Genomic DNA, 17,261 nt, shown 5'->3' on the forward strand with positions numbered 1-17,261 from the left:
ATCTTGGCGGTCAACGCAACTCGGGTCGCTCGATACTGATTTTCGTGGAGGTGCTCCTTGGCCTCATCGTCGGTCATGCCACAGACCTGCTCAAGCGGGCTTTCGGCGAGAAGCGTGTTCTGCAGGGTGGTTTTCGGGGCTTCTACCCCCACACTTGCGTCCTCAACAGTGTCCTCTAACTCGTCCAATTGGTCGACGATGCATTGCTCCTCGAAGCGTGGGCGGGTTGGGTCCCAATCCCCGAGTACACAATCTTCGAGGTCCCACAGTGACCGTTTGGTGAGTTCGTGGGATGATTCGAGCTCGCCGACTTGCTCTGTTAGTTGCTCACCGGCTGTCTCGATCTCCTCGACGACGTCGTCCGGTGCGTCCGTGTGTTCGTCGAAAGCGTTCGTCACACTCTCCGTGAACTGTGCTACTGCCGCGCTGACCGCATTGTCGCTCATTCGTGTGCTTGTATGGTAGCCCCGTTGGGGGACGGCAGCGAACGGGATGGGAACGCTGTCACGAGCGAGGGATAGTTTCGCCACTAAGCAGGGGCAAACTATTTTACGCTCGCGACAGAAGGGATGAGTGTTCAATTCGTGCGGGGAGGAACTGACCTCCCCGTTCCCTTCTGCCGCAGTCGATGTCCGTTACATAGCCGTTGGTTTCGGAGGCTCTTTATTTAAAGTCTGTTACTGTTTGAGTGATGGGCGTCAGACGCATGGCTGACGTAGTCATCCGTTGTTCACGCTCCAGACGAGGGAGTTGCCAACCATTTGCTTGTTGACCTCACCGTCGTCGGCCATATTCGAGAGCTTCTTGTATGCGGTTTCACGCCGGCATCCGACTTGTTCGGCAATGCCGGTAGTCCCGGCCATGCCACCTTCATCTTCAATCGCGCGAATGAATTCCTCTCGTGGATACTTCTCGGAGAACTTCCCGGATGATTCGTCGCGTTCGTCGTTTGCCATTGCTGGCGTTACGTCCGCCATGCTTCATGTAGGTAATGGACACCCGGCCACTTAACCATTACTCACGGGAGTAATGGGAAGCTTTAATAACCATTACTCGCATAGGTAATGGTAAGAAGCACTCGTCTTTCGGGGCGTCACGGAATGAGAAGACGCCCGGTGTTGGACCACCGGACGCAAGTGCTTCTTGGACCGAAGCAATGTCAACTACAACCCCAACGGTACAAGAAACCGCCGGACCGACTAACGAACAATTCGAAGTAGTGGATACCGCCGCAAAGCCGGTGTACAACGTGCGCAACGTGGCGAAGGACACGATCTACACCGTCATCGTGAATGCGGACGGGCACGCAACGTCATGCAGCTGCCCGCACCACAAATACCGAACTACTTTCTGCAAACACATGGCCACTGTCGAGGAGTCCATCGCCGCGAGTGGCGGGGAGGAGCGCGTCACCGGGCCATACACTGGCTACGACTGCTACGGCAACGTGGATCACACGTACTGGCGGTGTGAGCGCTGTGGTGCCGAAGCCACGCGCGAAGACGCACTCACTGATTGCTGCTAATGACCGACGAACAGCGTCGCCACTGTCCGGTGTGTGACGAACCGATCGCCACGGTGACGATAGATGGACCGGGCGGCGCGACACTGCAGCCGTGCGGGCACATCGTCGACCCGAATCACCCGATACTCGACTAAAACAAGAGACTATGACACGCTACTTGACGATTGAAACGGCAGAAGCGGTATTGAACCCCGAGATCCCCCGCCGATACGGCCTCGTGCTTATCCTCATTGGCACGAGTACCGTCCCGGCGGCCGTCTGGTACGGCCTTTCGCCGACAGATGCAGCGACGCTATCGATTCTCCTCGTATACACCCTGGTACTCGCCGTCGCGGCGGCCATCAACACAGGCGAAACGCACGGAGGTCTCTAATGCCACAGTGTGACAACTGCGCGGCTCACGTCACCTCTCGATTTCAACGCGTCTTCGGTACCGAAGACGGCGATGTGTTCGCCTGTCCGCAGTGTTCAACCGGAGCCGAACTGTTTAGTGGAAAGGGTGTGAGAGGTGAATAGAACATGACCGAGATAACTGACCAAGAGGTCGTTTGCCCGTTCACAGGCGAGACACACACTGTAGTGGGGCCAGAGGCGACGATGTGCCCGACTCGTGAAGTCGTGGAGCAGTGGATTCGGCAGGGACAGGAGGAAGAACAAAGATGACTGACGCGACGTGCGGGACGTGTGGCGGTGAAACAACGTCGGTGACAGGGAGCAAGGTCAGCATCTGTGATGCGTGCAAACAAGAGCTCCTCGACGACCTGGGGATTGAGTTTGTGAGACCCGACGAGAATCGCTAGCGTACTATCCAGAAGCAGACTCCGAGCTTAGCTGACCGTGATGGGCCGCGCGGGAAGTAGACACGGGATTGGTCCGTGTCTGCGAGCGCACTACGTTCGAAACCCGATTTCTCCACGTGACAAGAGTTCAGCGTGGACGATGGTGAGTATCGACACCATCTGCGGATTGTGTGGCTCATTCATCGAGTCGATTACTCGATCTTGCAACTCAATGAGTTTGGTAGTATCCAAGTTCCGGATGTTGTCTGCTGGATCTTCGACTCCCTGCCATTCACCATCGACGTACTGGTTGAACTTCTCCGAGATATCTATTTTGTCCATGAGTTATTCTCTCACCGTGATCAGATCTTGTCGAGGAGTGCTGCTTTCTTCTCTTCGAACTCCTCATCAGTCACAACACCATCGTCGTGCAGCTCCTTGAGATTCGCAAGCTGTTCAGTAGGATCTGCCTCAACGGCCGTCCCACCCGAGTGTTCGGCCATCTTCGACTGAATGAACGAGACGAGCTCTCGGCACTCTTTCTTCTTGGGATGCTTTTTCGAAACCTGGATGTGATACGTTGGGCCAGCCGTTTGGATAGAGAGGCGGCTTTGTGTGAATCCGGTATCGAGGTCGACACCGAGGATAGATTCGTACGGGATGGTCTTGGTATCGCTCCCTAGGAACTGGGGCACTTTGGCCACGATACGATCATCGGTGAACACGGTTCGAACCCACCCTTTCGTCCCGGAGGACCGCGAGCGGTCGGTTCCAAATAAGGATTTCCCGGAGCCTGCCCCTTCGACGTCGATAGTGCCGCCTCGAACCATGTATTGAACGCGCTCATCGTCTTCGAGGACGTCTTGGACTTTCTTGATGCGCTTTTTCGTTACGTAATCACCGCGTGGTTCATAATCCAGCCCATTTGACCCTAGGTTGAAAAGTCCCATACCACTCATCTATGTATTATACTATCATAAGCATTGTCACGAATCATTCCGAGAGGTTTTCCAGACTGCCTCTCAGTTTTGTCGCTATCTCATCCTGTGACATTGATCCGTCGAGAAACGCCTGGATCCACTTAGCACGTATCCAGTAGCTGACCCCGGCGACTTCGCCGTCGTCTTCATCGGAATACCAAGCGCGAACGAAGACATCTGGCGAGATATCCACTGTTTGCGTGGTAAGGCGACTTGCCTCAACACACGCTTTGAGTACGATTCCTATCTCCGAGCGAATCGCTTGTTCATCGGTATCTGAACACGGCCGATAGTCGATGAGCACCGTCTGGTCCTCGGTGAAGCCAAACCCGAGGATGTCGATCGAACACTCCAGGAGCGTGCCACGGAAGCACCCAAGCACCGCACTAGCGGTGGGATTCTCGTTTAACTCGACGGTCGAGTAGTCCTGACCGACAGTGGGGGTGATCGAATCGGTCGTCATTTGACCCTCGAACTGATTGCCTGATACATCTCGTCGACGACCATCTCGCCGTCTTCGGCTTCGTACACCTCGACATGCATATTCCGGATAGTTGTCCCACCGGGGGAGTTCGACTTGTTCAATGGCACGACTGCCTCGGGGCCAGATTCGCCAATCATCGCAAGTGTCGGTTGCTCGACGATGCCACCTTTCGCAAGCTTCGGGATTTTCAGCGACTGTCCGCCAATATTCGCACTCGGGATTTTCTGCCCGGCGATCTTGCCACCGCCAACAGTCACACTCGGGACACTGATTTTGTTAGGGAGGGCGTCGTTGAACGCCTTCTTGAGTCCACCTGCTGCCGCTTCGCCTGCCTTCGCTGCGGCCTTGGCAAGGTCGGAGGCTGCATCGTTCTTGAGATACGAGGCAATGTCTCCAATCATATCAGGGATGAGCGAGTGGCCGATGAGGCCGTCATAGAGCCCTTCGAACGCGGCAGTGATGCCACCCACGAGTACCTCGGCTGCCGTTTTCAGATCACCCCAGGCGTCGTTTTTGAGGTAGCTGGCAATATCCGAGATCATCGAGCGAACGATACCATCCTCGCCGATAATTTGCGTTTTCAGCCAGTCACCCATTGCGAGCACGGCTTTGAACGCAATCTTCGCCGCTGTTTTCAAGTCACCCTTCGCGTCGTTTTTGAGGTAGTGAGCAACTCCCGAGAGGAAGTCTTTGAAAACCTTCCCGAGCTTGCCACCCATATCGAAGAACGTGAGGACCGTCGTCCGGATACCCTTCCCAATGGCGTAGAAGGCGTCTTTCACGTCGCCTTTCGCAGGGCCCTTGAGGTAGGTCACGAGGTCGGAGAACAGACCGGGGATGATGCCACCGCCACCTGAACCGCCACCGCCGCCCACCAATGCCGTGGCGATGCCCTTCGCCACTTTGACAACGCCGTCGACGACGACTTGGAAGGCGTTTTTCGCATCCGTTAGCGCCTGGTTTTTGAGGTACTTGACGACGGCACCGATAGCGTTCTTGATGACCGGCGGGACGTTCCGTTTCAGCCAGTCGAAGGTAGCTTTCGCCCCCTTCGTGAGCAAGTCAACAGCGGCGAGGAATGCAGCCTTGCCGTCGTTCTTGAGCCACGTGACGATGCCCTTGACAGTGCGCGTGACGAACGCCTTGATCTTGCCCCACGCTTCCGAGAAGTCTCCCTGAATAAGGTCGTTGATGACCGAGACGGTGGTGAGGATGAAGTCGAGACCAGTTTTGACGACGCCTTTGATGAGACTCCATGCGGAGTTGACGACCGTCATAATCTTCTGTCCGTGTTTGCGCCAGAATTGCCGAACGCGAGTACCGAACTGTCGTATTGTACTCTCAATGAGCGCAAGCGTGGTGGTGGTCTCCGCCCGTATCTCGCCGAAGTGCATATTCCAGACCGTACGCAGTTGCTTGGCGAGCCCGAGGAGTTTTCCACGGACGACTGCGACAACGCTGTTAACTGCTCCCCTGAACCCGTACAGATCTTTTTTGTACGCGATGAACGCCGCCGAGACCGCGGCGATTGGGATGAGAAGGGCGCCGAGCGCCGTTGCAAGTGTTCCAAGGACAGGGACTACCGATGCTGAGATGGTTGGTCCGAGTGTGACTGCCGCTGCCGTGAGGCCAGTCACAGCAGTCGTCACGAGGGCGACGACTGCCGGCATCCCACCCAGTTTGCTATTGAATCGTGTGAAAATCCCAAGTCCGTCTGAAATGACCTTGATGAAGCGTTTGAAGTAGGGAAGAAGGACGTCCCCGATTGATGTTCCTAGGTTCTGCAACCGGGATTTCAGGAGCTGGATCCTCCCTTCGACCGTATTGGTCCGAATCGCCATCTCTCGTTGGAGACTCGTTCCATTCTTGAACTGCTGGTTGACGTTCTTCTGTGCCTTTTGAACACGAGGGAGAATGCCTCCCATCTTGGAGAACGCGCGTGTTGCTTGCGTTCCGAGCGCGGTGGACAGGTCACGAGCTTGCTTCCCTCCTCCCGACATCGCCTTTGCGACGCGATTCATCAACGTCGCTGGGCTCTTGGTTCGCAGTTTCTGGAATGCCGCCGTGTTCATCCCCAACGCGCCGGCGATATCAGACACCTTCTTCGGGTCCATCAACGCTTCAGCCGCCCGTTTGAGGTCACCTGCCGCGAGACGGGATGACGGACTCACCTCATTCATGGCCGCCGACAAAGCAAGCGCACGGTCTTTTCCCAGACCGAATCGGCCAACCAGGGTGTTCATCGAACGGACCGCCGTGTCCGTGATCTCCACGGCATCGGTTTTCATCGAGTCCGCCAGCTTGTTTGTGGCGTTCCCGAGCTTGCCGATTTGAGACATCGGCAGCCCCATCGCCTGAGCAATCTTGGCGAAGCGAACTCCGGCTTCATCAGCCGCGAGGTCGGTGGCGGCGGATATTTTACCGACAGTCTTGACGAATTTTGTGATATTTTTGGATCCTTCGACACCGAATTTCCCCGCCTGAGTAGCCAAGTCGACGAGTCCCTCACGGGGGAGGGGGATGGTTTCGGCAAGATCCATCAACTGACCTTTTAGTTCATTTGTGACACCTTTGGACGTCACCTTCTGCAAGTCTGCGAGTTGGCTTTCGAATTTCACACTCTCCTTGAGTGCTGCCGCCATCCCACCGACTGAGAGGCCAGCTAGGGCCGCTCCCATGCCACCAACAGCAAGCTTGGTGTCCGTGAGAACTGACTTGAGGTCCGTGAATTTCGATGCAGTCCCGTGGACTCCATCGGACGATACCATGACGTTCAACCGCTCTGCCGTCACCATTGTGTTAATTCTCTATCGTGTTCTGAATCGCGCAGAGAAGGCTCTCAACGGGCGAAGTGCCGAGATAAGCCTCGCTGCTATTGTGTCAATTTATTCTCTATCCGTCGACGTCGCCAGGCCACGCGCGCGTTGGCCTCTCGCAAAAATCGGAAAAAGGAGTGCTCCAAGGTTGGTATATTATACTAACCCACAGAACCTACTGCTCGGTTTGCCGCTCCAGCGTCTCGACGATATCCATCGGGAGCTGGTAGAGTTCTCCCCGAAACCGATAGAGGCGGAACTCCCCATCGACGATAGCATCGTCAGTGTCCGAGTTCATCGCCGCTAACCACGTCGAGAGGTCACCCTGTTTGTAGTCGGTGGTTCCCTCCTCCAGTTTCTCTAATCGCTTCTCTATGTTGCGTTTACTTGGCATCTGAATCACCGTCTGTAAGCGCGTATCGCCACGCTGCTCCTGCATCGTTCCACAGGTGGCGCGGGATATCGTAGGCTTTCATCCACGGGTAGAGTGGTTCATCAGGCACGTCTCGCTGTTCGAGGTCGTCAAGTCGCCTCTCGATAGTACGCTTCGACGTCACGGGTGTTCTCCATCCTCGTAGTCAGTCGTCTCACTGTGCCACGAGCCTTCGTCGTCTGTCCAGCAGTGGAGTTCACTGACGACTCCGGCATTGTTGCCGTCCTGGTCGACTCGGTGCATCGTGATCGTCATGTCCGTGTTGTCCCCGCCACTCGTCTCGTCTTCGAGCCGGTCGAGGCGATTCTCAAGAGACCGTTTGCTCGTCATGGATGAGTGTGTTCTCTGATAATGGCCGCTGTTTCAGTGCTGAATGCCTCTCGGTTCCCACAGGCGAGTTCTCGCTGCTCTCGCTCAATCTGTTGTTTCTCCTCAGCCGTAACGTGGATCGTGACACTGTTGGCTACGCCGGGAGTATCCGATTCGAGGCGTGCAATTCGCTTTTCTAGATTTCGCTTACTCGTCATTCTTCTGCTCCCTCAAGGCGGTCGAGGCGCTCCTCTATCTCTTCGAGTTCTTTGTCACGTACAAGTTGGCGGTACTGGCCAGCAGCGTACGCAAGGACACGAATCCATCCCTGGCGGGTTTTCTCTTTCTCGGCGTCGTAGACCCGACCGGACGTTACCTTGCGGTGTGCCTCTTTGATCCCATCGTTCAGGTGGTCGAGAATCTCGTCACGGCTTGCTGCCTGATTAGACCCCCCAGGGGTTCCAGTGTTCTCCTCCTTGTTCGGTTGTGTATCGTCTGATTTCGGCATAATAAGAATCGGGTCGTGCTGATTGACTACGGCTTAACGTCGATGCTCTCGGCGTAGTGTTTGGCAGTCTGATGCTGCTTTCGCGTCGATCGGATGGTTCGGAGAGCCTCGGCCTTCTCGTCTTCGCCCACCTCGACCAACTGCTCGTAGATGTTCTTGGTTTCGACCTTGCGGTGGTTCGAAGGTTGATCGTTCACCGGGTCGAAGCCACGATTCTTTTTCGCGCGCTTCTTGTCCATCTCTCGGGCTTGTTGCACCTGCCTCTCCCGCCTGATCTCTGCCTTGGATTTGACGTCAGCGAGGTCGGAGTCAGTCGGGTCAGAAACCACGCTCACACGGTCGTGTTCCTTGAGCAGGCCACGAGCAACGTCTACACCGTCGGCAGGGAGTTCGAGATGTTTGTTCCCGTCGACGACAGGGGCGTCTCGCAGGTCGATGACCTCGTTTCCGGATGGGTCAGTTGGGTCGCCAACCTGGGCGTATACGGGAAGTTCTAGGACGATGCTTTCGGTGTCGGTAGTGTCTTCACTCATGGGTGTTACTCTCGGTTGGATTGTGACGCGAAGCCGAGTCCTCGCTTAATCGCGTTCTTTCGTCGGGCGTTCTGTTTGCTCGTCTCGATACGTGCCTCTAAATCAGCGAGTTCCTCACGAAGGTTCTCGACGTACTCGGGTGGTGCGCTACCCTCCAGCGTCTGAATACGCTCTTTGAGGGCGTCGCGCTTCGCTTTGCCTTCGCCGATGGTTTGCGGGTCGTTAGTCATGGGTGTGTGTTCGTATGAATGCTGTCAGTATGGGAAAACGACATGGACGGGAATCTCCCCATCCAGTGTGGCCAACATGGAACCGACTGTGTTGCACAGTCCAGAAGAATCCGAGCTTACTGAATTCTCCATCCCTCGATTGGTAGTGCTCTCACCGTGTCGAAGGAACCACGACGGTCATCGCAATTGTCATCGATTACTCCGCGTACTCGTTGAGGTCGAGGTTGTCGCCAGACTGCCAACGGTGCAGTGCGTTCACTGCAGCGCCCACGGTCTCTCCCGTGTTGTCCGTTGCACCGTACACGAGTTCGCCGTCCTCGTTGAGACCGGCAAGCGTCCGGGGCCACGCTTCGAGTGCTTGGCGTCCCATCTCGGTTTCCAGTTCGTCACCGGGTTCGAGGTCGATATTGTGCTTGTCGTCGTCAGCATCGTAGCCCTCAGGGACAGGAATGCTAAACGAGCCAGTCGCTACGATCACGTGTTCGACGTCATTCGGAACTGACGAAGACGAGTTCTCAGTGGTTGCCATCGGAATCACCACCCCATCCCCGTGTCGTGGTCATCTACGGTCTCCTCGCCATCGTGCCTGTAGTCGGGAATACCACCCAGAACCCCACTCGTGTAGCCGTCAGTTGGGTCAGAGGCCGATGCGGTGGTTTCCTGTGAAGGCGAGGACTTCTTTCCCTCGACCGTTTTCACTGCCTCATCCCAGACATGATCGATAGTGGCCTCGTAGATCTCCTCAAACGTCATGTTCTCGGGAGTGTCGGCCTTCGCAATTGCACGGTACGTGAACGCTTTGAACTCGGCGTCACTCTTCTCGAGGCCTTTAGCCATCATCGCTGCTTTCTCTTCCGTTTCTTCACTGATGCTGTCTGAACTGCTTGTCGTAGTACTCATTGTGATATCACTGTGATCTGCGTATATTGATTGCAATCGAAATCGCGTGCTTAGGAAGCGGTACATCGCTCGAAGCGGATCTAGCGACGAGTGGAATACCCACTCGCCGGCGAATGAACCAGACATGGGTACCGAAGAGCTTCGAGTTCTGAACCCTCGGATTACAATGCTCTCGTCACACAAGGGAGATGACGGTCATCGCAACTCATTCAAGCGTGTTTGAGCCCGAGTTTCGTTGCCCGACGGAGGATCTGCGTATCTCTCCCACCGATCTGCCGCTTGGACTTGGCTTCCTCGACGAAGTCGTACATCGCGGTCTCGTCGACGTCAAGGCCAGTCTCGGTGAGACGGTTAATCACACTACGAAGCCGGTCCTTGAGCTCGTCGTATGTGTAGTCCGTGTCCTTCGCAAGGCCGTTCTCATGCCCACACTGGCAGAACGTCCGCCGGCGTGAGGAGGAAGCAGTCTTGTCCGGGAAGTAGCCAGTCAGTGTGGATGGGTCACGGGTGCTGAACGAAGAAACCGACCATCGGAGGTGGTTCTGATTCTCGTAAATGTGTTCGTCACGAGCTTCCTCGAACTCTGGGTGCCGCCGACGAATACGCGAGAGGCAGTGATTGCAGACGTCCGAGTTCTCCCACACGACAGCGTCGAAAGCATCCTGTGGGGAGGGCTCTTCTCGTTTCGAGGGTGATTGAGTGGCGCTCATTGAAACTACTCCTGCCAAAAGTCGTCTGGAAGCCAGTCACGAAGGACGTCGTCGTACGTGACGCCAGGTTCAGACTTGCGGCGGTACGCTGCTTTGCGGAGTTCCTCGCTCACAGGAATGTGGGTATTGCTGCTCATGTGGTTTGAATGGGTCTTGTGAGTGATGATTGATTATCGAAACAACGGTGACAGTATCAGCACAAGAAGAGGAATTCTGAAATCGCAAACTCCCCACGATGGGGAACGCTTCGTGCGTCATTGGTCTCCCTCAGACACGAAACGAAGTGACGATTTTCCTCTTCGCTGTTATACCTGTCTTGTACATATGTACGGGCGTAAATGACATAAACCCGACGGTAAAAGTGGTAAACTTTGGCAGTAGAGCACCTATCTCGGGAGAATTGGCCACAGGTTAGCAGCTCATACTAACTCACAGCGCGGAGAATATTACCCACTGTCCCGGGTGTCCTGGGCAGTGAATGATGAGACGACGACATATGGGATGATAGTCAATAATGGTGGTTTTTGGGGGTGTCACAGGCAAACGGCTACACTGGCCATTATAAATACATAAACCGGTTTTATCAGCTATGTTGCAAACCCACCGCTTTGGTTGTGACGCCTGTGACACTGGTCTGTTCTTCAGGTAGACGGCTTGTACACAACACTGACAGGGGGCGAGTGTCACACCCCTTGCCTGTGACAGCCTGCGACAGCCTGTGACAGAACGACAAATATTACCGGATCATCCGCTCTATTACCATGCTACAACGTGGAACAACCGGAGATATTCGCCAAGTGTCACAGGCACCTATAGAACTGCCTGTGACACCCAAAACGGAGACTTCGAAAGAGAAGTATCAGCCAGATTAATTAGATTCGAGGGCGATTTTGTCGTCACTCGCCCGCCGATAGACGCCTTCACCTTTTTTGAGCATCGTATCGACCCGATTTTCGGCGACATTTTCGGGCATGCTTTCCGAAGCTTTGTTGATGAGTTTGTCATAGCTCAAGGCATTGTGCGCGACGAGAACCCCTATGATGGTCCGGCGTGAGGAGTTGATTCCACCTTCGGGGATAAGATCGTACTCGTCAAGACTCGCCGGGTTAGCGTACTGGAGTCCGGCCTCGGTGAATGACGTGTTCTTCAGCACCCGGGTGACGGAGCTATCGTCTGTCAGCGTCCGCGTTTGGCCTTCATCTACGGTCACGGTCGTCTGGCGGAGTTGTTCCCAGAACACGTTTCGTGCCGCAGTGTGGTGATCGTGTTCGTGACAGAACGTCGTGAAAGCGTTGTAGATAACACTCTTCGGGAGTTGTGCTCCGCGTTCGTCAGTAAGTGCGGTCGTCGCAAACTGGTAGATGGGATCGGCGAAGTTGTTATAGAACGCCAGCCGTTCTTCTGCTGTCTCGGGTAGGCTGAAGTCGTCGTTTTCGCGAAGACGTTTGATACCGTCGAGCGCTTCGTTCAAGAGCCCGGAGAGTTCGCCGTCCGTCGTCAACTGCTCGAGGAAGTCGCTTCGGGCGGTCTTCTGTTTTTCAAACTCGTCGTTCGGGTCTGGATCCGCCTTGAACTTGTACGGCAGGTGGATTGGCAGTAGGCGACGCTTGATCGCGTCAGTGACTTCACCGAAGACGGGCGGTTCGTTCGCCCCGAAAATCAACTTCGCATGATTGTAGAAATCGAAGTCGTCTTTCCCTTTTTCTTCGGCGTTCGTGAAGTCGCCTCCAGTGAGTTTCTTGATCGAACTCATGTCCCGGATCTTCGCCCCGGAGATGTCAGCCGCGACGTTGGCCATCTTCCCCTGCAGGCTGGAGATTTTGAACCGATTCTCGGTGAAGTCTTTGAGCTCGATTCCGCGGACGTTCTCTTTGTGGAGGAAGTGGACAAGCAGCTCGGAGAAGGTCGTCTTTCCGTTCGCGCCCCCGCCAAACATGATCATGAAACTCTCGTGGTCGTAGTGCGGGAGCAAGCAGTTGCCGACCATTTCAAGCATGGTCAGTTTGTCCTCTTCGCGCCGGGTGATGTCGTCAAGGAACTCGTGGATTCGGGGGCACTCAGCGTCTGGATCCCGGTCGACAGGAATCCCGCGCGTGAACATGAACTCGGGGCTGTGATTATGGAACTCGAACGTATCGAGGTTGATAACACCGTTCCCGACGCATAGGTAGTCGTCTTCGTAGTCGCCCGCGTTGAACTCCTCGCTATCGGCGTACGTCCGCCCTCGGATCTGGTCGAGGATCTCGCGATACTCGTGCCGGCTGTAGCACGGTCCGAGTTTTCGGACAAGTATCTGCTTGATATCGCGCTCACCGCCCGCTTCGTACACCCCGCTAGCTTCGTGATAGGTGTAGACGTTTTCATCCGTGTCAGTCATGAACGCCTGCTCACCGAGAAGGCGGCCAGCGGCGTGTGAACGCGCCACACCGTTGGGGATGTCTTGAGTATTATATTCACTCCGGATGGCGTCCCAGGCCGGATATTCGTCTGCTGGCGGCGTCCCTGGGGTCCCAGTGACAGCAATTGACCCGCCGTCAGCAGTGACGCCCCTTGCTTCCGTCTCATCGGTCGCGTCAAGCGGCGTGTTCAGGATCAACTGGCGGGCCTTGCCGTTCTGCCCGTGGTAGTCGATGTTACAGTCACATGTCTCGTTTTCGTCGAGGATTCCCCAATCTCGAAGCGTACTCACGGAAGGCGGTGCGAGGCTTCCGCGGTCCATCTTCTCGGCCATGTGCTGGATGTGGTAGCGGGTTCGACCTCGATCGGCGTTTTCGCCAGGGGCGTACTCGGCGCAGAAGTGCTCTTCCATCTCGTCGACGCTATAGCCTGCCGCAAGACCACACAACGCGGTCAGTGTGTTGACTTTGTGCGTGTTCGGATGGTCGTCGGGATTGGCCTTCCGGAGCTGCAGTCCACTGTGGTAGCACCGGGGCATATCCTCCGGTGGTTCGACGTCGCGATCGAAATCGAAGTCCCCGACACCCGTCGCCGAGTCGTATTCTACCAACGGAGCGCCTCGGTACTGGATGCGTTCTGCTGCATCCGCCGGGTCGCTCATGCCGGGGATGTTCGTGTCGTTCACGAGTTCGTACTTTCCACCAACTCCGGGGATATTGTTCGGCGCGACGACGTGATGGCTCACGTAGCTACCACGGAAGTCAATATCCCAGCCGAGATCGTCGCTCATGGAAAAATCGCTTTCTGAGCCTTCGCCGCGTTCGGCGTGGATGAAGGTGTAGGCGTGCAACCCGCCGCTCTGGCTTCGAACAATTGGCCAGTCGGGGGGAAGCGTCACGTCGTCGGCGTTGAATTCAGCGGGGGCTTTGTAGATATCCAGGTCGAAAATGAGCAGGGCGCGGCTCATGTGCTCTTTGTCGCGGATTCCACAGACGCCCCAATATTCGTGATCGCTTTCAAGTACTTCCTCGTGCGAGTAAACGGTATCAGCGGCTTCGAAATCCTGACTGTAGCCGCCCCATTTTTCGAGTGGGTTCTTGTTCGTCTCGTCAATGAGCTTGATGAACCACAGATCTTCGTAGTCAAAGTCGAGGCAGGTGACAGTGTCGCTCATTGAGCAACCCTCCCACCGAGCATGACTCGGTAGACGAGTTTGTATCCGCCGCTCGGCGAGTCCTCGTAATCGTCGTGGTCGAAGTGAAATTCAGCTGGGTCGTCGTAGTTCTCGTACATTAGTGTCGTGCAGGTACAGCAAGAGACGACGCCCTCAGTGAGGTGGCAAATGCAAAATCATATACCGACTCCTCACATATGTGTGGGCAGGAGCATCGTCTCGCTCCGCGTTGCGACACGCTCGCGTTCCAGTCCTGGCAGACCATTGCGAGCGTGGAGCCTTCTCTCTCGTCGAATTCCATACCAGTATCTACTCCGTAAGAGCCGCCTCGACAGCGTCGTCCTCAACTATTTTGGCGAGGAGTGAGTCATAGCTGGGTTCGTCAGCCTTTGCGACGAGAATTTTTAAATCACGTCTTACTTCTTTGCTGACAGGAATTCTCGACTCGGTTGCTTTTGACATTTCGTTAACCTCGATTCGTTATTGCACCCCGGTAAAGTTAAGTGTAACGCCGTACTCTATAGAGTACGGTTGTTCCATCATGCCAGATACCGACACTCCGAGTGCGGTTCTCACCAATAAACAGCGCGAATGGCTCACTAGCGACGACTCCGATATTCCAGCACCATCGGAACGTGCACTACGTGCGCGGATACGAGAACGTTATCCCGCCGCGATTAGAGACCTTGAGCTCCTACTGATGCACTGGGACAAGCTCTCAGAACGGGATCGAAAAGAACTGGACGGTGTCCACACCGACGGGGCTCTCGCTTTTCTTCTCTCCTCACAACTGCCATCAGCGGAGGAATTAGACGAGTACCTTGACGACGTAGATGAACTGAAGCCTGGAAAATATGTCACGAGTGGTGATCGGGTGATGTGGTTGGAGAGGCTACTAAAAAGTGCCATCAATCGGGCTGCTGAAGAGAAAGGACACCCGCGACGATACTGGGTTGAGATTACCCCTCAAGAGCAGGATGAACGGAGCGTGATCGAGTTGAAAAACCAACTCCGTTCCGGGGAACTTTCGCCCGATGAGGTGCTTGAGATGTATAATGAAGGAGATCTACCACCAGATAAATTTAAAAAGGTTGCAGCAGCGTTCCCGGACGACGAAGACGAGTAGTTGTTCAACGGTTGTTATCAATCCAATAGCAGAATTCGTCGAAGTCGTCTGCGCCTGCTTGTTGAGCAATGCTCCGCAACGTCCCTTGCGCGATTTGCCCTCCGTTAGCGATGAGTGTCACGTTGTATGAATTCCCGTCATGGTCTTTTTTAGTCATGACAACGTGACTTCCTCCAGAATCTGGATTGGCGTATCGATACCCTGCCTTGAAAAGAACTTTCATCACATCACTGTGCGTGAACTGGCGCGGTGGAGATGGCATTTATTTCGAAGAAAAGTCAGGGCATATCGCCGGGAGTGTCAATTGATTCAGATACCTCGTCCGGATCGATGCCAACACGTTCGAGCATGATCTGCTGGAAAGTCTCTCCCCCGGCCTCATGGGGTTCCTGGTGAAGCGCGACAGCTTCTTTGGCCATTGCGACAGCTTCGTTCGGAGAGTCGCCTTGGCTGGCGATACCGCTCTCGACGTGAGTAGCGACCCAGATATCGCCCTCGCGCGCGAGTTCGAAATCGGCTGGCGCGCTTTGGATGCTCATGGCATGGTACTACTAGTGTGGCTCGCATAAAGCTATCGCCGTTAGGCGGCGCCTTCTGCCGGTTAGCAGTACATACTAACCTTCACAGTAGAATATATCGACGATACTCAAACAGTCTCTAGTGTTCGCTTCTCGTGTTTTGATACTGATTCGACACCAAATTTGATACCACATCGAATTCTTGAAGCGCGCCAGAGCGCCGATCTTTAGTTCTGGAAACGTTTCCAGGACTGAACCCCGTCCAGGAAGTATTTCCTCAAGCGTACGCGGACAACACGGGTACATCTCAAACGGGGGAACGCGCGCGCCCGCGCCTGAACTCTCATCGACGGCCGGTTTTCCACGCCTCGACGTGGCGCCGTCGTGAGATTGTTGAATCAGGGCGATGAAACCTCACTCCCGATAAGGACGTGAGCACTCTCCGAGTTAGCATGCTGTACTAACCTGGGAGATTCTACTAAGCTTAGTAAAATTTCCCACTCCCGCCATTTGGTCCACTTCCGATTATAATCAACACAGGAAGTGATTCACTTGTAATCCGGTGTGTTCACAGATTCGTACACCACGCTGTCTTGCGTTCTACTTCGCTTAGATATTGTAACTGACGGTGCCCGCCGCGGGCGAACTCTCACACCACTGACTGAAAACGGCGGCGACGCCGCGCCGATAAACCGTATGTCAATCGATCAACCCACAGACAGGTACCAGTCTATGCGCGGCCGCCGCGAGGTTAGTATAATATACTAACTTCGAACCACCCGAACACGTGCCTGTGTCCGAATGTTCGTTAAGTGTGTTCGGATGTTCGCAGCTGTGTTTACCGATGTTTGAGAGTGTATTCGCGTGTTTTAGCGTGTACACAGCGAGACACATTGTGTACACAGACACGTGTCTGACACAGATTCATGATGATGGCCTTCGAACCGCGCCGCTATGGGCCGGATTAACGTCACGACATACGAACGCCACGACGAGGTTCTCGACGACGTCGAAGGAGATACTGAAGCCGAGAAGGTACGCCACTGTATCGAAGCCTATCCGCGGCTTGAGGAGTTGGAGAGTGAACTCCAACACAAGGAGAACAAAATCGAGGAGCTACGTAATCAGCTTGTTTCGGCGAACTCCCGTATCGATGCCTCAAACCAACTCGTCAAACGCGTGGATGAACAAGACGAGGAGATTGCCGAGACGTTACACTCGCTGGAAGATGAGATTCGAGAACTCAAAGAAGACCGTGGATTGCTCGGTCGGCTCTTCGGATAAACCATTACACTTGTCACGTAATCCCCCGACGAGAGCAAAACACCGTCTCGTACGTCTACTTATAAACAAACTTGTTTTATTATTATAACTATACTAGACTAGTAAGTAGTAGAGTAGGCGTCAGTCACCCAAGGACACGTTGGGTAACGTCCAACCGATTAGTATTCTGGCTGTTCTGCCGTGATATTTGGCGTTTGCTTACGTTGCTACAGACGCCTCAGCATCCTCCTTACGGGACACATGTGAGTCGAGGATGTCTCTCCACGATTTCTTGTGCTGAACGACGAGACACTCTTCGGGCGCAACGTAGTCTGCCCCGAGACGCTTCGCGAACGCTTTGTCAAAGACGACCTTTTTCGCTCCTCGATGGTCGATGATCCGGACATGCTCTTTCCCCATGTCGTCCAGAAAGTCCCTGACACGCTTCACAGTGCCATCGTTTGGATACTCACCAAGCATTGAGGCAAGCTCCTCACGAAGCTTCTTGTTCGAGACAACGTATCCCTTGGGCGTTTTCTTCCCTATGATCTTGGCGGTCAACGCAACTCGGGTCGC

29 protein-coding genes and 1 pseudogene are annotated in these 17,261 nt (G+C 54.8%); 8 read left to right on the forward strand and 22 right to left on the reverse strand.

The genetic code is table 11. The features are described 5' to 3' along the window. Both AC1XDK_RS29970 and AC1XDK_RS29975 read right to left on the reverse strand, forming a co-directional pair. The coding region (locus AC1XDK_RS29970) for a hypothetical protein (RefSeq protein ID WP_483353688.1) at positions 1–446 on the reverse strand (446 nt) is incomplete at its 3' end. Positions 447–719: 273 nt separating this feature from the next. Continuing rightward, on the reverse strand, positions 720–977 hold the full coding sequence (locus AC1XDK_RS29975; RefSeq protein ID WP_483353689.1) for a transcriptional regulator: 258 nt from the start codon (positions 975–977) through the stop codon (positions 720–722). A gap of 179 nt (positions 978–1,156) precedes the next feature. Between AC1XDK_RS29975 and AC1XDK_RS29980 the strand changes: the two genes are divergently transcribed. Genes AC1XDK_RS29980 through AC1XDK_RS30005 form a run of 6 tightly spaced genes read left to right on the forward strand, consistent with a single transcriptional unit; the run spans position 1,157 to position 2,325 of the window. Then, the gene (locus tag AC1XDK_RS29980; protein ID WP_483353690.1) at positions 1,157–1,525 is read left to right on the forward strand and encodes a DUF8118 domain-containing protein; all 369 of its coding nucleotides are present in this window, start codon (positions 1,157–1,159) and stop codon (positions 1,523–1,525) included. After that, a complete protein-coding gene (locus AC1XDK_RS29985) occupies positions 1,525–1,659 on the forward strand; it encodes a hypothetical protein (protein WP_483353691.1) in 135 nt (44 codons plus the stop codon). Before AC1XDK_RS29980 ends, AC1XDK_RS29985 begins: the two co-directional genes overlap by 1 nt. A gap of 11 nt (positions 1,660–1,670) precedes the next feature. Continuing rightward, positions 1,671–1,898 carry a hypothetical protein gene (locus AC1XDK_RS29990; protein ID WP_483353692.1) on the forward strand — a complete coding sequence of 76 codons (228 nt, stop codon included), beginning with the start codon at positions 1,671–1,673 and terminating at the stop codon, positions 1,896–1,898. Beyond that, positions 1,898–2,041, forward strand: coding sequence for a DUF7563 family protein (locus AC1XDK_RS29995; protein ID WP_483353693.1), 144 nt, complete (start codon positions 1,898–1,900; stop codon positions 2,039–2,041). Before AC1XDK_RS29990 ends, AC1XDK_RS29995 begins: the two co-directional genes overlap by 1 nt. Before the next feature lie 3 nt (positions 2,042–2,044). Beyond that, a complete protein-coding gene (locus tag AC1XDK_RS30000) occupies positions 2,045–2,188 on the forward strand; it encodes a hypothetical protein (protein ID WP_483353694.1) in 144 nt (47 codons plus the stop codon). Further along, positions 2,185–2,325 (forward strand): hypothetical protein, encoded by a 141-nt coding sequence (locus tag AC1XDK_RS30005; RefSeq protein ID WP_483353695.1) that lies wholly within the window; start codon positions 2,185–2,187, stop codon positions 2,323–2,325. The genes AC1XDK_RS30000 and AC1XDK_RS30005 overlap by 4 nt, the downstream gene beginning before the upstream one ends. 90 nt (positions 2,326–2,415) lie before the next feature. On the opposite strand, the gene AC1XDK_RS30010 is transcribed toward AC1XDK_RS30005, so the two are convergent. The 17 genes from AC1XDK_RS30010 to AC1XDK_RS30090 all read right to left on the reverse strand — a co-directional run bounded on the left by AC1XDK_RS30010 (position 2,416) and on the right by AC1XDK_RS30090 (position 14,240). Then, positions 2,416–2,646 (reverse strand): hypothetical protein, encoded by a 231-nt coding sequence (locus tag AC1XDK_RS30010; protein WP_483353696.1) that lies wholly within the window; start codon positions 2,644–2,646, stop codon positions 2,416–2,418. 20 nt (positions 2,647–2,666) lie between these two features. After that, entirely contained in the window at positions 2,667–3,254 is a 588-nt protein-coding gene (locus AC1XDK_RS30015) for a PH domain-containing protein (RefSeq protein WP_483353697.1), read from the reverse strand. A 43-nt stretch (positions 3,255–3,297) separates the two neighbouring features. Further along, positions 3,298–3,747, reverse strand: coding sequence for a hypothetical protein (locus AC1XDK_RS30020; RefSeq protein WP_483353698.1), 450 nt, complete (start codon positions 3,745–3,747; stop codon positions 3,298–3,300). After that, positions 3,744–6,563, reverse strand: a complete 2,820-nt coding sequence (locus AC1XDK_RS30025) for a phage tail tape measure protein (RefSeq protein WP_483353699.1) — start codon at positions 6,561–6,563, stop codon at positions 3,744–3,746. The genes AC1XDK_RS30020 and AC1XDK_RS30025 overlap by 4 nt, the downstream gene beginning before the upstream one ends. A 196-nt stretch (positions 6,564–6,759) precedes the next feature. Next, positions 6,760–6,978: a hypothetical protein gene (locus AC1XDK_RS30030; RefSeq protein WP_483353700.1), complete on the reverse strand. Its 219-nt coding sequence runs from the start codon at positions 6,976–6,978 to the stop codon at positions 6,760–6,762. After that, positions 6,968–7,141: a hypothetical protein gene (locus AC1XDK_RS30035; RefSeq protein WP_483353701.1), complete on the reverse strand. Its 174-nt coding sequence runs from the start codon at positions 7,139–7,141 to the stop codon at positions 6,968–6,970. The genes AC1XDK_RS30030 and AC1XDK_RS30035 overlap by 11 nt, the downstream gene beginning before the upstream one ends. Continuing rightward, positions 7,138–7,347, reverse strand: a complete 210-nt coding sequence (locus tag AC1XDK_RS30040; protein ID WP_483353702.1) for a hypothetical protein — start codon at positions 7,345–7,347, stop codon at positions 7,138–7,140. Before AC1XDK_RS30040 ends, AC1XDK_RS30035 begins: the two co-directional genes overlap by 4 nt. Positions 7,348–7,540: 193 nt before the next feature. Further along, positions 7,541–7,834, reverse strand: coding sequence for a DUF8136 domain-containing protein (locus tag AC1XDK_RS30045; protein WP_483353703.1), 294 nt, complete (start codon positions 7,832–7,834; stop codon positions 7,541–7,543). A 26-nt stretch (positions 7,835–7,860) separates the two neighbouring features. Continuing rightward, positions 7,861–8,367, reverse strand: a complete 507-nt coding sequence (locus AC1XDK_RS30050; RefSeq protein WP_483353704.1) for a hypothetical protein — start codon at positions 8,365–8,367, stop codon at positions 7,861–7,863. A gap of 5 nt (positions 8,368–8,372) precedes the next feature. Beyond that, on the reverse strand, positions 8,373–8,597 hold the full coding sequence (locus AC1XDK_RS30055; protein ID WP_483353705.1) for a hypothetical protein: 225 nt from the start codon (positions 8,595–8,597) through the stop codon (positions 8,373–8,375). A 196-nt stretch (positions 8,598–8,793) separates the two neighbouring features. Further along, positions 8,794–9,126, reverse strand: a complete 333-nt coding sequence (locus tag AC1XDK_RS30060) for a hypothetical protein (protein WP_483353706.1) — start codon at positions 9,124–9,126, stop codon at positions 8,794–8,796. 5 nt (positions 9,127–9,131) lie between these two features. Continuing rightward, entirely contained in the window at positions 9,132–9,497 is a 366-nt protein-coding gene (locus AC1XDK_RS30065) for a hypothetical protein (protein ID WP_483353707.1), read from the reverse strand. A 209-nt stretch (positions 9,498–9,706) separates the two neighbouring features. Then, positions 9,707–10,207, reverse strand: coding sequence for a hypothetical protein (locus tag AC1XDK_RS30070; protein ID WP_483353708.1), 501 nt, complete (start codon positions 10,205–10,207; stop codon positions 9,707–9,709). Positions 10,208–10,212: 5 nt separating this feature from the next. Beyond that, on the reverse strand, positions 10,213–10,344 hold the full coding sequence (locus tag AC1XDK_RS30075) for a hypothetical protein (protein ID WP_483353709.1): 132 nt from the start codon (positions 10,342–10,344) through the stop codon (positions 10,213–10,215). Positions 10,345–11,075: 731 nt separating this feature from the next. Then, positions 11,076–13,778, reverse strand: coding sequence for a phage/plasmid primase, P4 family (locus AC1XDK_RS30080; RefSeq protein ID WP_483353710.1), 2,703 nt, complete (start codon positions 13,776–13,778; stop codon positions 11,076–11,078). Next, a complete protein-coding gene (locus AC1XDK_RS30085; protein ID WP_483353711.1) occupies positions 13,775–13,897 on the reverse strand; it encodes a hypothetical protein in 123 nt (40 codons plus the stop codon). The genes AC1XDK_RS30080 and AC1XDK_RS30085 overlap by 4 nt, the downstream gene beginning before the upstream one ends. Positions 13,898–14,087: 190 nt before the next feature. After that, on the reverse strand, positions 14,088–14,240 hold the full coding sequence (locus AC1XDK_RS30090) for a hypothetical protein (RefSeq protein ID WP_483353712.1): 153 nt from the start codon (positions 14,238–14,240) through the stop codon (positions 14,088–14,090). Between the two features lie 79 nt (positions 14,241–14,319). On the opposite strand from AC1XDK_RS30090, the gene AC1XDK_RS30095 reads away from it, so the two are divergent. After that, positions 14,320–14,904, forward strand: a complete 585-nt coding sequence (locus tag AC1XDK_RS30095; RefSeq protein ID WP_483353713.1) for a DUF8102 family protein — start codon at positions 14,320–14,322, stop codon at positions 14,902–14,904. 4 nt (positions 14,905–14,908) lie between these two features. Here the strand turns inward: AC1XDK_RS30095 and AC1XDK_RS30100 are convergent, their stop codons facing one another. Next, a complete protein-coding gene (locus AC1XDK_RS30100) occupies positions 14,909–15,166 on the reverse strand; it encodes a type II toxin-antitoxin system HicA family toxin (protein WP_483353714.1) in 258 nt (85 codons plus the stop codon). A gap of 16 nt (positions 15,167–15,182) precedes the next feature. Further along, positions 15,183–15,443: a type II toxin-antitoxin system HicB family antitoxin gene (locus AC1XDK_RS30105; protein WP_483353715.1), complete on the reverse strand. Its 261-nt coding sequence runs from the start codon at positions 15,441–15,443 to the stop codon at positions 15,183–15,185. 933 nt (positions 15,444–16,376) lie between these two features. On the opposite strand from AC1XDK_RS30105, the gene AC1XDK_RS30110 reads away from it, so the two are divergent. Next, positions 16,377–16,706: a hypothetical protein gene (locus AC1XDK_RS30110; RefSeq protein WP_483353716.1), complete on the forward strand. Its 330-nt coding sequence runs from the start codon at positions 16,377–16,379 to the stop codon at positions 16,704–16,706. 198 nt (positions 16,707–16,904) lie between these two features. Here the strand turns inward: AC1XDK_RS30110 and AC1XDK_RS30115 are convergent. After that, positions 16,905–17,261, reverse strand: a pseudogene (locus AC1XDK_RS30115) (hypothetical protein); the annotation flags it as partial.

It is taken from the genome of Haladaptatus sp. HS23, from assembly GCF_056892285.1.

What these genes read in the sequence shown, in the direction of transcription:
- AC1XDK_RS29975 (WP_483353689.1), bottom strand. Translation starts at nt 977, where the DNA reads ATGGCGGACGTAACGCCAGCAATGGCAAACGACGAACGCGACGAATCA.
- AC1XDK_RS29980 (WP_483353690.1), top strand. Translation starts at nt 1,157, where the DNA reads ATGTCAACTACAACCCCAACGGTACAAGAAACCGCCGGACCGACTAAC.
- AC1XDK_RS29985 (WP_483353691.1), top strand. Translation starts at nt 1,525, where the DNA reads ATGACCGACGAACAGCGTCGCCACTGTCCGGTGTGTGACGAACCGATC.
- AC1XDK_RS29990 (WP_483353692.1), top strand. Translation starts at nt 1,671, where the DNA reads ATGACACGCTACTTGACGATTGAAACGGCAGAAGCGGTATTGAACCCC.
- AC1XDK_RS29995 (WP_483353693.1), top strand. Translation starts at nt 1,898, where the DNA reads ATGCCACAGTGTGACAACTGCGCGGCTCACGTCACCTCTCGATTTCAA.
- AC1XDK_RS30000 (WP_483353694.1), top strand. Translation starts at nt 2,045, where the DNA reads ATGACCGAGATAACTGACCAAGAGGTCGTTTGCCCGTTCACAGGCGAG.
- AC1XDK_RS30005 (WP_483353695.1), top strand. Translation starts at nt 2,185, where the DNA reads ATGACTGACGCGACGTGCGGGACGTGTGGCGGTGAAACAACGTCGGTG.
- AC1XDK_RS30010 (WP_483353696.1), bottom strand. Translation starts at nt 2,646, where the DNA reads ATGGACAAAATAGATATCTCGGAGAAGTTCAACCAGTACGTCGATGGT.
- AC1XDK_RS30015 (WP_483353697.1), bottom strand. Translation starts at nt 3,254, where the DNA reads ATGGGACTTTTCAACCTAGGGTCAAATGGGCTGGATTATGAACCACGC.
- AC1XDK_RS30020 (WP_483353698.1), bottom strand. Translation starts at nt 3,747, where the DNA reads ATGACGACCGATTCGATCACCCCCACTGTCGGTCAGGACTACTCGACC.
- AC1XDK_RS30025 (WP_483353699.1), bottom strand. Translation starts at nt 6,563, where the DNA reads ATGGTGACGGCAGAGCGGTTGAACGTCATGGTATCGTCCGATGGAGTC.
- AC1XDK_RS30030 (WP_483353700.1), bottom strand. Translation starts at nt 6,978, where the DNA reads ATGCCAAGTAAACGCAACATAGAGAAGCGATTAGAGAAACTGGAGGAG.
- AC1XDK_RS30040 (WP_483353702.1), bottom strand. Translation starts at nt 7,347, where the DNA reads ATGACGAGCAAACGGTCTCTTGAGAATCGCCTCGACCGGCTCGAAGAC.
- AC1XDK_RS30045 (WP_483353703.1), bottom strand. Translation starts at nt 7,834, where the DNA reads ATGCCGAAATCAGACGATACACAACCGAACAAGGAGGAGAACACTGGA.
- AC1XDK_RS30050 (WP_483353704.1), bottom strand. Translation starts at nt 8,367, where the DNA reads ATGAGTGAAGACACTACCGACACCGAAAGCATCGTCCTAGAACTTCCC.
- AC1XDK_RS30055 (WP_483353705.1), bottom strand. Translation starts at nt 8,597, where the DNA reads ATGACTAACGACCCGCAAACCATCGGCGAAGGCAAAGCGAAGCGCGAC.
- AC1XDK_RS30060 (WP_483353706.1), bottom strand. Translation starts at nt 9,126, where the DNA reads ATGGCAACCACTGAGAACTCGTCTTCGTCAGTTCCGAATGACGTCGAA.
- AC1XDK_RS30065 (WP_483353707.1), bottom strand. Translation starts at nt 9,497, where the DNA reads ATGAGTACTACGACAAGCAGTTCAGACAGCATCAGTGAAGAAACGGAA.
- AC1XDK_RS30070 (WP_483353708.1), bottom strand. Translation starts at nt 10,207, where the DNA reads ATGAGCGCCACTCAATCACCCTCGAAACGAGAAGAGCCCTCCCCACAG.
- AC1XDK_RS30075 (WP_483353709.1), bottom strand. Translation starts at nt 10,344, where the DNA reads ATGAGCAGCAATACCCACATTCCTGTGAGCGAGGAACTCCGCAAAGCA.
- AC1XDK_RS30080 (WP_483353710.1), bottom strand. Translation starts at nt 13,778, where the DNA reads ATGAGCGACACTGTCACCTGCCTCGACTTTGACTACGAAGATCTGTGG.
- AC1XDK_RS30085 (WP_483353711.1), bottom strand. Translation starts at nt 13,897, where the DNA reads ATGTACGAGAACTACGACGACCCAGCTGAATTTCACTTCGACCACGAC.
- AC1XDK_RS30090 (WP_483353712.1), bottom strand. Translation starts at nt 14,240, where the DNA reads ATGTCAAAAGCAACCGAGTCGAGAATTCCTGTCAGCAAAGAAGTAAGA.
- AC1XDK_RS30095 (WP_483353713.1), top strand. Translation starts at nt 14,320, where the DNA reads ATGCCAGATACCGACACTCCGAGTGCGGTTCTCACCAATAAACAGCGC.
- AC1XDK_RS30100 (WP_483353714.1), bottom strand. Translation starts at nt 15,166, where the DNA reads ATGCCATCTCCACCGCGCCAGTTCACGCACAGTGATGTGATGAAAGTT.
- AC1XDK_RS30105 (WP_483353715.1), bottom strand. Translation starts at nt 15,443, where the DNA reads ATGAGCATCCAAAGCGCGCCAGCCGATTTCGAACTCGCGCGCGAGGGC.
- AC1XDK_RS30110 (WP_483353716.1), top strand. Translation starts at nt 16,377, where the DNA reads ATGGGCCGGATTAACGTCACGACATACGAACGCCACGACGAGGTTCTC.